Here is a 13553-nt window from a genome sequence, read left to right on the forward strand (position 1 = left end):
ATTTTTTTTGTGATTTTCAATTATGATAATATTGTTCTAAAATTTGTTGAGATAAAATCTCAGGTTGTTGATTAAAAGATAACTGAATTAACCCTGCACTATCAGAAATCATGATATAAGTAAACCTTTTAGCAACTGTTTCAATCGCTGCACATAAAACATTTTCTGTCAGTTTAAATAACATTCCTGGACTACCTTCATCATACAATAATCGAGAAATAGGAATTGTTTTAGTTTCTTGACTTACCCAACTAGCATATTCTAAACAAATAGCCACTATAATTGATGGAGGTAAATTGGATTTTTGTCCAATTTTAAATTGATAATTTTTACCAATATTCTTAATTAAACCTAGTGCAGTAAAAGGACAGTCTATAGAATCTTCTATAGGAGTATTACTATTACTAAAATCTTGGGAAGCATACATTCTTAAAATACAAGTTGTATCTTTAATTAAAGAAGATTCAGCCACATCTTTATTTAATTTTTGTGAATATTCTTTAAGTCCTGCTAAAATATCTTCTCTGGTAAATTCTACATCTCGTAAAATATTAAAAATATAGTACCATGCTGCTGCTTCACAGGTAGGTTTTAATAAATACCAATGTAATAACCATAATGATGCTGTATCTTCTAAGTAAGGGTCCCATCCATCATTACCTAAAAGTTTTTCACCAAATTCTGTTGGTAAACTATTTTTATCTATAATTTTGAAAGCAGTACACCAATAACGAATTGAGCGTACCATATTTTTACCAACTCCCAAACGTACAGGAGCATCATCTTGTAAGAAAATCCCTGAATTTTTTTTAGCTGCATCAAATCCTTTTTTTAACCAACCAAACCGAGGATGAAAGGTTTCATGATTAGCAAATACTGGAATTACAGAATTTTTGACATTGAGGATGTTTAAAGAAGTTTGTAGCATAGTAGAATCAGCACCAGAAAAACTATTTTTATAGGAATTATACCAGGATATATCAAATATGAAGTATGGGTTTGGGGTATTTTAACATAATTTGCGGATACAAATTTATTTTACACGACTAATTATTTATCTGATTCTAAAAGCAAAGATTCTAAATCTCAATAACCACTAACTACCCGCACAATAACAATACTATTTTCAAACACCCGATAGAAAATAATATATCCATCAAGGGGAATACCCCTTAATAGAGAATCTATATTTCCATAACTACGCCCAATTTTAGGAAACCTCGCTATATTACGACACTTATTATTAAATTCCTGAACAAACCTTTCCCCCGCATCAATATTACGTTCAAGAAAATAATCTAAAATATCTTCTAAATCCTTAGTTGCCTCCACAGATAAAACATATTCCATTATTTTTGACTCTCACGCGCTTGCCTAATTTTTTCATATAATCTGGCCATAACAATATTACTATCAATTACCTCACCTTGTTCCACTTGGGCAAGTCCTACAGCTAACTTTTCCCGTGTTTCCTGTTCCCATTGTTGATAACCCTTCTCCCACTCCGATAATAATTTCAGTGCTTTATTGATCACCTCATCAGCATTACTGTAGTTACCTGTATCAATATAAGCCTGTATTAACTCCTGAGTTTCTGGTTTAACTTGAATATTCATGATATATTTTCCCACTAATAGCCTCTGCTAATTTTATTATTATCACTGAAAAGAGATACTATTTACTGAATTTTAAATAAATGTAATCATTCATAAACCTGTCAAATCAAACTAGCATACACTTAACAATCAGAACTACATAACACATTAATGGTATTTTGTCAATACCTAAAATATCAATAACGAATATTCCATAACCTTTAATTTAACTTTTAATTTTCAACTGTTGCAAACAATAGGTATAGAGTAGGCTATTTCATCGTCAAGAGATTGTGTCACAATTATTAAGAGTTCCCATGAATAAAAAACAACGGAACTTAGAAGCAACAGGGGAAAAAAGAGAAAATCGGCAAATAAAGCTAAAATTTACCGCAAAATTGCCGAGGATCAGCTTTAATAACCTTATGTTATGCTTCATTAGTTTATAGTGCAGAATTTTAAAAGTAGGCGTTAGTGATGGAAGTGCTGTATCAGTATGCCTGGCTGATTCCTGTTTTGCCTCTTTTGGGAGCAATGCTAGTCGGTCTAGGGTTAATTTCATTGAATCAGGTGACAAACCAATTACGTCAGATTAACGCTGTAGTAATTATATCCCTGATGGGAATAGCAATGGCGCTATCCATAGCGTTGTTGTGGAGTCAAATTCAAGGACATGAGCCTTATCTCCGTACCTTGGAATGGGCAGCAGCAGGCAATTTTCACCTGACTATGGGTTACACCATTGATCATCTTACAGCCCTAATGCTGGTGGTGGTAACAACCGTAGCCTTTTTAGTCATGGTTTACACTGATGGCTACATGGCGCATGATCCTGGTTATGTCCGGTTTTATGCCTATCTCAGTTTATTCGGTTCATCAATGTTAGGTTTGGTGGTCAGTCCCAACCTAGTACAAGTTTATATATTCTGGGAATTGGTGGGGATGTGTTCCTACCTCCTCGTCGGTTTTTGGTACGATCGCAAAGCGGCCGCAGATGCCTGTCAAAAAGCGTTTGTAACTAACCGTGTCGGTGACTTTGGCTTATTGCTGGGAATTTTAGGACTATTTTGGGCAACAGGTAGCTTTGACTTCGTAGTAATGGGCGATCGCCTGTCCGAACTAGTAGAAGCTGGTTCTATCAGCAATTTCCTAGCCATAGTCCTAGCCATTCTCGTCTTCCTTGGACCAGTAGCTAAGTCAGCCCAGTTTCCTCTCCACGTCTGGCTACCAGATGCTATGGAAGGTCCAACCCCCATATCTGCCCTGATCCATGCTGCCACAATGGTAGCAGCTGGAGTATTCCTCATTGCGCGTATGTATCCCGTATTTGAAGATATACCCGCAGCCATGAACGTTATTGCTTATACCGGAGCATTAACCGCATTTTTAGGGGCAACCATCGCTATTACCCAAAATGACATTAAAAAGGGTTTAGCATATTCCACCATATCCCAACTAGGTTACATGGTCATGGCCATGGGGGTAGGCGCGTACAGTGCGGGACTATTCCACCTAATGACCCATGCCTACTTTAAAGCCATGCTATTCTTAGGCTCAGGCTCAGTAATTCATGGTATGGAAGGGGTAGTAGGCCATGATCCAGTATTAGCCCAGGATATGCGGTTAATGGGTGGACTGCGGAAATATATGCCCGCCACAGGCTTTACCTTCCTCATCGGTTGTTTAGCCATTTCCGGTATTCCTCCCTTTGCCGGTTTTTGGTCCAAAGACGAAATACTCGGCGCTGCATTTGCCGCCAACCCCTCCCTGTGGTTTATTGGTTGGATGACTGCGGGAATTACCGCCTTTTATATGTTTAGAATGTACTTCTCCACATTTGAAGGTAAATTCCGGGGTAATGATGAAAAAATCAAAACCCAACTCAAAAAAGCCGCAGCTTTGGCCAGTGAATTAGCGGGCGAAGTTGTGCCTAACTTCGGTCCTGGGGCAATGAAAAAAGGAGAGTTAGAAGCTCATGGCCATGACTCCCACGGCCACAGCAGCGAACCCCATGAGTCTCCTTGGACCATGACCTTACCATTGCTAGTATTAGCTATACCTTCTATTTTGATTGGTTTAGTTGGTACTCCCTACGCCAATTATTTTGAGCAGTTTATCTTTTCACCTAATGAAAACCTGGCGGAAGTATTGGAAAAAGCCGCAGAATTTGACCCCCATGAGTTTTATGTGATGGCGGGTAGTTCTATCGCTATTTCTGTGGTGGGTATTACTTTAGCCGCGTTGATGTATTTAGGTAAGGTAATTGATCCTAAAGCGATCGCATCAAAAATAAAACCTCTCTACGAGTTTTCTCTGAACAAATGGTATTTTGATGATATCTATTACAAAGTCTTTGTTTTGGGATTACGTCGTGTTGCTAGACAGGTGATGGAAGTTGACTTCCGCGTTGTTGACGGTGCGGTTAATCTCACTGGTTTCTTTACCTTGGTTAGTGGTGAAGGTCTGAAATACTTGGAAAGTGGCCGGGTTCAATTCTATGCCTTAATTGTGTTTGGGGCTGTTTTGGGCTTGGTGATTTTCTTTGGTGTTACCTAAGTTTGATAGGGGTGGGCTTTTGTCTGCCCCTTGATTATGAAGGTTTCGCGCAAAGACGCTAAGGAGCAAAGGCGCAAAGTTATTGAACCACGAATAAGCGAAGGAAGCGAAGGAAGAGGGGAAGAAGGGAAAAAGGTAAGAAATATAATTTTACATCCATACATATAAGTTTATTATTACAGGTAGGATATTCAGGATATAATTTGTGATGTACTAATTTATCAAGTATAATTGTACTATATAGATAAAAAACTTCTATTTTTGCACAAGAGAGGCAATATGAAAGGAGAGCTTCTCAAAAGGTTTTTTAGAGCGATCGCTAGTTCAGACCAAGAAGCGATTGACAAACTCACATATCTAGTAATAGAAGAAGAACGCAGCAAAGGACATACTCTCCTTGCTGATCAGTTAGAGAATATTACTAAAAAGAAACCTAAAGATCAATCTCCCAACTCCATTAAACCTGCTTATTCTGCACCAGAAAATTTACAGGGTTTAAGTGAACTACCAACCAGTAAGCGTTTTAATCTTCCCTTGGTAACGACTATACCAAGGGATAAACTACGTCATTATATGGTATTGCCTGACAAAATTGAGAAGCGTTTTCAAAGAATTGAGCGTGAATATGCAGCCAGAGATAGACTAGCTCATCATGAATTACATTATCGGCAAAAAATTCTCCTTTATGGACCGCCTGGTTGTGGAAAAACTTTGGGAGCAGAACGTTTAGCCTGGAATACAGGTTTACCACTTTTAAAAGTACGTTTTGATGCAATGGTGTCATCTTTTTTAGGGGAAACTGCCAGTAATTTAAGACTTGTATTTGAAGATGCTGCAAAAAACCCATGTTTACTGTTTTTGGATGAATGTGACTCAATTGCTAAGACACGAGAAGATTCTCAAGAAGTGGGAGAAATTAAGCGAGTTGTAAATACATTCTTGCAAATATTGGATGAATATCAACCATCTTCTGGACTTATGGTAGCTGCTACGAATTTGAATAAATCTTTAGATACTGCGCTGTGGAGAAGATTTGATGATGTGATTGCAGTACCCAAACCGGGAGAACAAGAGCTAGAATTTATACTAAAGGAAACACTATCTACTATTGAAGTGGGATCTATCAACTGGACAAAGATTATTGAACAGATGAAAGATTTTTCTGCTGCACAAGCTGTCAGGGTTGCTCAGGATGCAGCGAAAAGAGCGATTTTGGAGCGAGAAGAGTTAGTTATTCAGGAACACTTAGAAGAAGCGATCGCGGAAATCAAGGTTTCTTAGTTTGTTGAAAATTCAATTTTTGGTGTCTGGAGTAAAAAATGGTAGAAATTTCTCAGGGTTTTCCACATATTCAGCTTACGCTTACACACAAAGAACAAGCAAAATCTCTAGGTGGTGGCAGCAGTAAAGAAACTAAAACAGAGATTAATAAAAACAATCGTCAAGGACATGGAAGCAAAATTAAAAACATAGTTCGGGTTTTTGATGCGGATGAATTGCAAGATTTTATTCAAGAAGTGAGTGAGGCTTTTCGCTTAACTGATATTTCTCATGATGCTTGGGATATGCTTGATGCTATTATTCATGCAGGACTTACGCAACTGGCACATTAGTAAGGTGCGTCAGATATCAAGAACCTGTTTATTTACATGATTTATGCTATCTGACGCACCCTACATCAGATTTTTGGTGTGACACCTGCGTAAGTCCTATCATGAATGGAAAGAAAGTGCAATAGCTATTAATAGTCCTGAGTTAGCAGCAGCTTTTAATGATGAAACTGAGGAAATATCATTAACATCACCTATTAATAAAAGTGGTGGTTGAATTATTTTATATTCAGATAATTCATTAATCTATCTTCTGTCATCTGCGTTTATCTGCGTTCAATTATTATTGATATATAAAACATCCTGAAAATCCTCTAATCCTGGATATCCTGATTCAGACAAATATGATATTACAAATATACCATCTACCAAGTCAACAATGACCAAAAAACAAGAAAGATCAGATCAAGATAGTCCCTGGAAAGAAATATTAGAAGCATATCTTCCCCAAGCTATAGAATTTTTCTTCCCAGAAACATCTGCATTAATTGATTGGACTAAACCCTATGAATTTCTGGACAAAGAATTTCAACAAATATCTCGTGATGCAGAACAAGGAAGAAGATACGCTGATAAATTAGTTAAAGTATTCGCCAAAAAAGGAGGCGAAATTTGGCTATTTATTCACCTAGAAGTACAAGGTACATCAGAAGAAATCTTTCCTCAAAGGATGTTTACCTATAACTTTCGGATTTTTGACCGTTTTGGTAAACCTGCCATTAGTTTAGCAATTTTATGTGATACCGATCCAAAATGGCGACCCACAGAATATAGTTATAATTATCCTCACACCAAATTAAACTTTGAGTTTGGCATAGTTAAATTATTAGACTACCAAAATCGCTGGGAAGATTTAGAAGCCAGTAATAACCCTTTTGCTATAGTGGTCATGGCACATTTAAAAACCCAAGCAACAGCCAAAAATCCACAGGAAAGGAAAAACTGGAAATTCCAACTCATTAGAAAATTGTATGAACGAGGTTTACAGGAAAAAGATATCCGTAACCTTTACCGCTTTATAGACTGGGTAATGTTATTACCAAAACCATTAGAAATGGAATTTTGGCAAGATTTTAAAGAGTTTGAAAAGGAGAGAAGTATGACTTATGTTACCACAGGTGAACGCATTGGTTACGAAAAAGGTGAGCAACATTTAGTTCTCAAACAACTTAAAAAACGCTTGGGAGAACTTTCGGAAGATATTCACCAAGGAATTATCAAATTATCTATTGATCAGTTGGAATCATTAGCCGAAGCATTATTAGATTTTACTACTCTTGATGATTTGCTAAACTGGTTAAAACAAAATCAGAATTAATAGATCAACAATAGCGTTGAGGTAGATGATTGGTTTTTCACCTCATTCTACCCAACATTGTCTCTTATAAATATAAAGTTTTGCGCCTTTGCGTGAAATAAATCTTACAAATACAAATAAGCTAATTAATCAATATCCTAATAATTGTAAATTTTTGTATCCCCAACCATCAAGAAAATTACACAAAACTCCTCATGTTTATTCATTTATGTTAAATCAACCTAACAATTGCCAACAAAACCCAAAAAAACTGCTAGGAAATATATGAGACTGTTTGCCAAATCAGTATATAACTCGCAGAACCATTACAATGAATACAGCTAATTTCCCCTGGCTAACGACAATTATTTTATTGCCGATAGTCGCCTCATTAATAGTTCCTATCATTCCCGACCAAGATGGCAAAACTGTCCGCTGGTTTGCGCTGATTGTCGGTTTGATTGATTTCGCCTTGATAGTTTACGCTTTTTACACTGGTTATGATTTCTCTAACCCTGATTTACAATTGGTAGAGAGTTATTCCTGGATACCACAGCTAGACCTGAAATGGTCTGTGGCGGCTGATGGTTTATCTATGCCCTTAATTATCCTCACAGGCTTTATTACTACTTTAGCAACTTTGGCGGCTTGGCCTGTGACTTTCAAACCCAAGCTATTTTACTTTTTACTATTGGCAATGTACGGTGGTCAAATCGCCGTTTTTGCGGTCCAGGATATGTTATTATTCTTCCTGGTATGGGAGTTAGAACTCATCCCTGTTTATCTCCTTTTAGCGATTTGGGGCGGCAAAAAACGCCAATATGCAGCCACTAAGTTTATCCTTTATACCGCAGGTGGTTCACTGTTTATTTTAGTGGCATCTTTAACAATGGCTTTTTATGGGGATAATGTCACTTTTGATATGCACTCCCTTGGTCTAAAAGATTATGCCCTCAATTTCCAATTATTACTTTACGCCGCTTTTCTCATTGCCTATGCAGTGAAATTACCTATCATACCTTTGCATACTTGGCTACCTGATGCTCATGGTGAAGCTACAGCACCAGTGCATATGTTACTGGCAGGTATTTTATTAAAGATGGGTGGATATGCTTTGATTCGCATGAATGCCCAAATGTTGCCAGATGCCCATGCTTATTTCGCCCCAGTATTAGTTATTTTGGGGGTTGTGAATATTATCTACGCTGCTTTAACATCTTTTGCCCAAAGGAATTTAAAACGGAAAATTGCTTACTCTTCCATTTCCCACATGGGTTTTGTGATCATTGGTATTGCCTCTTTTACCGACTTAGGTTTAAGTGGAGCAGTGTTACAAATGGTATCTCATGGTTTAATTGGAGCGAGTTTATTCTTCCTAGTTGGTGCAACTTATGACCGCACACACACTTTAATGTTAGATGAAATGGGTGGTGTGGGTAAAAAAATGAGAAAGATTTTTGCTATGTTTACCGCTTGTTCTATGGCTTCTTTAGCTTTACCAGGAATGAGTGGTTTTGTGGCAGAATTAATGGTATTTGTGGGTTTTGCTACTAGTGATGCCTATAATCCCACATTTAAAGTTATTGTCATCTTTTTGATGGCTGTGGGTGTAATTTTAACCCCTATTTATCTGTTGTCTATGTTGAGAGAGATTTTCTACGGACAAGAAAACGAAGAATTAGTTTCTCATCAGGCTTTAATAGATGCTGAACCGCGTGAAGTCTTTATTATTGCTTGTTTGTTAGTACCCATTATTGGTATAGGTTTCTATCCCAAGTTATTAACACAAATGTATGATTCTACAACGGTACAACTTACAGCTAGATTACGTGATTCTGTACCAACTTTAGCCACGCAAAAAATAGTTGAAAGTGTGGAAAATGTTTCTTTAACTACACCTGTTCTCAGGTAATAGGGTTTTAGGGTGCAGGGTGCAGGGTGCAGGGTGCAGGGTGTGGGGTGTGGGGTGTGGAGTGCAGAGTGCGTAGTGCGTAGTGAAAATTCTAACTCCTAACTCCTAACTCCTAACTCCTGACTCCTAACTCCTAACTCCTAACTCCTGACTCCTGACTCCTGACTTCTGACTCCTGTTTAATTTAGATTAATCGTTATCCCATTCTTCACGACCAATTAAGTCACCAATGCGATCGCGTAATAGAAAATCACACTTTTCTAATTCCCACTCTACACATACCCACTCTCTAGCAGGAATAAATTGGCACAACGTATATATGGGTTGCTGACGACCAAGAAATCCTTTTTCTACTAGTCTACGCGCCTCGTCCTGAATTAGTTCTAAAGAGTAGTAATTGATAGAAGACACCGTATTCACACTCATGATTTTTACTCACAAAATTAGATTTATAAACTGTAAAAAGTATTCCTAATCACAATTAGGAAATAACATGGAAATAACTAAACCTGTGGCTAGGGTTTTTGTAGTTTGCTATACGGAACTATTATCATTTTGACGCTATACAACTTTAAATTATCTAAAGAAATATTACATTTGTCAAGAAAATATAACATTTGTGATATTTAGGTTGCATATTGAAAAAAATCAAAGTATTGGGATTTTGTTATAGAAGCTGTCAGCTATCAGCTATCAGCCGTCAGTTGTAAAATCCAGGTAAATTCAGGAGATATATTGAATTTACACAGGTTTTAACTAAGTGTAAGTTATATCCTAAGTACCAACTGTTATAATAGCAGCCTATTTTAAATTTGCCTGCAAATTTAAGTTTCTTTTATTAATTGCGTTTATATGGTAGGAGTCAGGAGTTTAAGGAGTCAGGAGAAAGAAGTTGTACTCCATACTCTCTTACTCCGCACCCTTATTAATCTTCTATATTTGTTGTTAAACGTTCTTGACTCAATTGATTTAATAAAGTTAAAACTTTAGTACCTCTTTCTATAGAACGATCTTCCACAAACATCACTTCTGGGGTACGACGTAACCGTACTCTCGCACCAAGTTCACTACGTACATATCCTGTAGCTGATTTTAAACCAGCCATTGTTTCTGCTTTTGCTTCTTCAGTACCATAAATGCTTACAAATATTTTTGCGTGTTGTAAATCTCCTGAAAGATCAACATCTGTAACACTAACCATTCCTGTGCCTACGCGGTCATCTTTAATGCCATTAAGCAACATTTGGCTAACTTCCCGTTTAATTAATTCAGCAACGCGGGAAACTCGGCGATCTGTAGCCATATAAATATCCGCCTTCCAAACAAGGTTTGATGATTGATCATTGACAATTGATCATTGTCAATGGGTTATGGGTTAAACATTAAGGGATTTGTAACAGGTTTTTACTGCTAATTTTTGATCTAGGATGGGGAGACAAGTAAGAATTAAAAATTCTTGCTCGTGAATCCTGGATGGGTAAACATGAGATATTATCCCAAGTTTTACCAAAAATATCTACATAATTGTATTTAATCCTAACATAGCTCGTAAGGTAAAAGTGAGGAAAAAGAAACCACCGACAAATAAGCCCAGGATAGCAATTAGGGTAACTGGACGTTTCAATAGGGGAAATAGTGGTTCAAGGGTATTGAGAAAAAGCCCTAAAACTATAGTAACTAAGTACCGAGGGTAGCGAAATACATTATCCCAAAATCCGTCAAACATGGAAATTTAGATAGCCTTATTATATGATGATTATGAACGCTGATGATAGCGTCACGATTCCTTTTAGATTGTAATATATTTGGTTGTAAAGTTACAGTGAACTGATAATTGATAATTAATAATTGATAATTGGTGATGGGTGATGGGTGATGGGTCATTGGTCATGGATAAATTCTAACTTTTGCAAGCATGACTTTTGACTTTTCCCCATTACCTGAATGTTATACTTTAACTTCAATCTGTCCGTTGCGAATAGCCCAAGCTAGTTCTAACATTTGTGTCCAGCGTTTTTGCAGTTGTTTAGGTGTACATTGTACTGCTTTGGCGATCGCCTGATCATTTTCACAAGAACTTTTCAATTGAAATATCTGTTGTTGCTGCGGTGTCAATTTTTGCCAAAACGCATCCCATTGGTAGGATGATAAACCTAGTTTATGCTCTAAACCAGCCCCTAGCCACTGATGAACTAATTGCCACTGGTGTTGTTTGGCAAATTTTTCTACATGGTATTTAAATCGTTGTTGTAAATAATCCCGTTGACGACTGGTTAAGCCTAAAATTTGGTCAATTTCTGGTGCGGAAAGATCCTGAAGTTTCAAGTTCAAATAGTCCATACAGTCAGATTGACCCTGAGACTCAAAATATTTCATCAATTCAGTAATTACACGGTTGCGTTCTGACTCTTCTGATGGGTCAAAATCAGGTTTAGCAATCATTTGCGAGCGAATTTGCTGAACTGCGACATTACGTTGATAAGATTCAGCCTCTTCTGTTTTAGCGGAATCTACAGCCATTTCAATGTCTACTGTAGTCTCTTGAGGTTGACGACGGGCGAAACCTTGAGCGCGTAATACAATCAACTGTTGATTAGCACCACCTGGTAAATTAATACGACGTTTAGCGTATTGTTCTGTAAAAGCCATATACTCAGCTAATTGTAGTTGAGTACGGGGGGTATAGTCTTCTGGTAATTCGGTTTCTCGACGAAAAGCCTTAATTGCTTCGATGTAAAAAGCTTGCAGAAAGTCTTCAATTAGATTATAACGTGCTTCAAATCCTAAATCTGATCCAGCAACAGTAACATGACGATAAACAATCGCTCCTAAACTGCTATGTAATTCTACCCTTCCTTGTTTAGCACCTAGTTGATAATAACGTAGACACTTTTGTAAGCGATGTCTTCCTAAAGTAATTTGCCAAGACTGGACCTGTCCCGAATTTTGAATGCGTGAACTTTTACTACATATCCGTTCTACTTCTTTAGCTATATGTGTAGCAACAGATTGTACTCCTGTAGCCGTAGCTTTAACTTGAGTTTGCATTTCGTGAGCCAACAGTTGTACAAGAGTGTCGCTGTTAGGAGTAGATAGTTCTTCAAGGGAAATATAGCTATTAAAAGCAGATGTAGAATTAGACAAATTAGCAAAATTAGCTTTCATGACTTTTGGAGTGAAATTGGTATTGCACCTTAACTAAATGCAGATACAGTACAGTATCTAAGAACAGACTAAGTTGCCATTTTTTTGGTATAGCCGGGAACTGGGAAGAGGAAAAAAGCATCTTTATCTTTGTCCTGGTAATATCCTAGTTACTGGCTACATCCGTCAAGATTGAGCGCCTCAACTGCTCTATATAAATAAAGACTGTAGAAAATTTTTAAAGTTAAGGGCTGGTAAATTGTGTCGCTTTTTTATTTAGCAACTAAGTCTAAGGTGTCATAATATATTCGCGATTGCAGTAAAATTCCAGCAAAGCGTTATCAGATAAAGGTTTGCTGCATTTTTAATTATGAATTGTTTTTACTCCTGAAAGGATGACAAAAGTATGACACTTTTACAATTGGAGTAAAATAATCAAATCATAATTCGCGTAACAGAGGCCAAAATAAAGGGCTATATCTGTAAAGATTGATTCTTATACCCATGCTGCTACTGCTTCCCAACCTAGACCCCTCCGAATAATAATTGGTTCTGCTGTTGTTAGGTCTAAAATGGTTGATACTTGATATGTAGGTTCTTGACCTGTATCAATGATGATATCCACCATTTTATCTAAGGCATCGCATAATTCCACCCAAGATAATTGTGATTTTCCTTCTCTACCAATGTTTTCATCTTCGTCTTCATTTGTTGGGACATGAGCCGAAGTGGAAATAATGGGATTTCCTAACGCTTCTAGCAATGCTAAACATACAGGATGGTTTGGAACTCTAATTCCTGTAGTTTTGCGTTTGGGGTTCTGCACTAGTCGCGGGACTAATTTAGTTGCTGGTAATAGGAATGTATACGGACCGGGTATGAGACGTTTCATGATCCGATAGCTTGTATCACCTACGAAGGCATAAGTAGATACATTGGAGAGAGAAGGACACAAAAATGTCAGTGGTTTATCATTGGCTAACTGCTTAATTTGTCGTACTCTTTCCACTGCTGATTTTGCATTTAAGTCACAGCCAATGGCATAAACTGTATCAGTAGGGTAGAGCATGATCGCACCATTTAAGAGTGCCAACTTTATTTCTTCTATTCGTCGGGTTTGGGGATTATCAGGATGAATTGCGATAATTTTTGCCATAATGGTAATTATTTTGGTGAAGAGTCCGTCAGCCCTGAGCTTTGCTGAAGATGGATGAACAATATCAAACAATATAAATTGTAATGGTGTTGGTAACATAGGAGTCAGCCGTCGGGATTCAGATCCCTGACTTCTGATATCAATTTATAATTTGTGGAGTTAAAGATAGAAAGTAAATTACCAAGACATACTATACATAGCTAGACATCCTGTGGTATGATAGAACAAGTAAAAAACTTAGCTATCAGATGACAGTAAATTATGTACCTCCAAGAGTCGCTGC

13 protein-coding genes are annotated in these 13553 nt (G+C 37.3%); 5 read left to right on the forward strand and 8 right to left on the reverse strand.

Translation table 11 applies throughout. The features are described from left to right. Positions 1-16: 16 nt before the first annotated feature. The 3 genes from H6F32_RS17520 to H6F32_RS17530 all read right to left on the reverse strand — a co-directional run bounded on the left by H6F32_RS17520 (position 17) and on the right by H6F32_RS17530 (position 1616). On the reverse strand, positions 17-928 hold the full coding sequence (locus H6F32_RS17520) for a DUF4007 family protein (protein ID WP_190370585.1): 912 nt from the start codon (positions 926-928) through the stop codon (positions 17-19). 158 nt (positions 929-1086) lie between these two features. Next, complete coding sequence (locus tag H6F32_RS17525) at positions 1087-1350, reverse strand: type II toxin-antitoxin system RelE/ParE family toxin (protein ID WP_190370586.1); 264 nt, start codon at positions 1348-1350, stop codon at positions 1087-1089. After that, positions 1350-1616, reverse strand: a complete 267-nt coding sequence (locus H6F32_RS17530) for a type II toxin-antitoxin system ParD family antitoxin (RefSeq protein WP_190370587.1) — start codon at positions 1614-1616, stop codon at positions 1350-1352. Before H6F32_RS17530 ends, H6F32_RS17525 begins: the two co-directional genes overlap by 1 nt. 456 nt (positions 1617-2072) lie before the next feature. Between H6F32_RS17530 and H6F32_RS17535 the strand changes: the two genes are divergently transcribed. The 5 genes from H6F32_RS17535 to ndhD1 all read left to right on the forward strand — a co-directional run bounded on the left by H6F32_RS17535 (position 2073) and on the right by ndhD1 (position 8970). Continuing rightward, complete coding sequence (locus H6F32_RS17535; RefSeq protein ID WP_190370588.1) at positions 2073-4151, forward strand: NAD(P)H-quinone oxidoreductase subunit 5; 2079 nt, start codon at positions 2073-2075, stop codon at positions 4149-4151. Between the two features lie 279 nt (positions 4152-4430). Then, positions 4431-5432, forward strand: a complete 1002-nt coding sequence (locus tag H6F32_RS17540) for an AAA family ATPase (protein ID WP_190370589.1) — start codon at positions 4431-4433, stop codon at positions 5430-5432. 38 nt (positions 5433-5470) lie between these two features. Next, positions 5471-5764 (forward strand): hypothetical protein, encoded by a 294-nt coding sequence (locus tag H6F32_RS17545; protein ID WP_190370599.1) that lies wholly within the window; start codon positions 5471-5473, stop codon positions 5762-5764. Positions 5765-6140: 376 nt separating this feature from the next. Continuing rightward, the gene (locus H6F32_RS17550; protein WP_190370590.1) at positions 6141-7079 is read left to right on the forward strand and encodes a DUF4351 domain-containing protein; all 939 of its coding nucleotides are present in this window, start codon (positions 6141-6143) and stop codon (positions 7077-7079) included. Positions 7080-7389: 310 nt separating this feature from the next. Next, positions 7390-8970 (forward strand): photosynthetic/respiratory NAD(P)H-quinone oxidoreductase subunit D1, encoded by a 1581-nt coding sequence (gene ndhD1 / locus H6F32_RS17555; RefSeq protein WP_190370591.1) that lies wholly within the window; start codon positions 7390-7392, stop codon positions 8968-8970. 189 nt (positions 8971-9159) lie between these two features. Here the strand turns inward: ndhD1 and H6F32_RS17560 are convergent, their stop codons facing one another. The 5 genes from H6F32_RS17560 to H6F32_RS17580 form a co-directional block, all read right to left on the reverse strand. After that, complete coding sequence (locus tag H6F32_RS17560) at positions 9160-9396, reverse strand: DUF4327 family protein (protein WP_190370592.1); 237 nt, start codon at positions 9394-9396, stop codon at positions 9160-9162. A gap of 499 nt (positions 9397-9895) precedes the next feature. After that, positions 9896-10273: a 30S ribosome-binding factor RbfA gene (gene rbfA, locus H6F32_RS17565; RefSeq protein ID WP_190370593.1), complete on the reverse strand. Its 378-nt coding sequence runs from the start codon at positions 10271-10273 to the stop codon at positions 9896-9898. Between the two features lie 213 nt (positions 10274-10486). Further along, positions 10487-10696 (reverse strand): DUF751 family protein, encoded by a 210-nt coding sequence (locus tag H6F32_RS17570; protein WP_190370594.1) that lies wholly within the window; start codon positions 10694-10696, stop codon positions 10487-10489. Positions 10697-10917: 221 nt separating this feature from the next. Beyond that, a complete protein-coding gene (locus H6F32_RS17575; protein WP_190370595.1) occupies positions 10918-12135 on the reverse strand; it encodes a HetZ-related protein in 1218 nt (405 codons plus the stop codon). Positions 12136-12610: 475 nt separating this feature from the next. Next, the gene (locus H6F32_RS17580) at positions 12611-13270 is read right to left on the reverse strand and encodes an L-threonylcarbamoyladenylate synthase (RefSeq protein WP_190370596.1); all 660 of its coding nucleotides are present in this window, start codon (positions 13268-13270) and stop codon (positions 12611-12613) included. Positions 13271-13553: the final 283 nt, after the last annotated feature.

It is taken from the genome of Anabaena sp. FACHB-1237 (assembly GCF_014696225.1).
Classification (GTDB): Bacteria; Cyanobacteriota; Cyanobacteriia; order Cyanobacteriales; family Nostocaceae; genus FACHB-1237.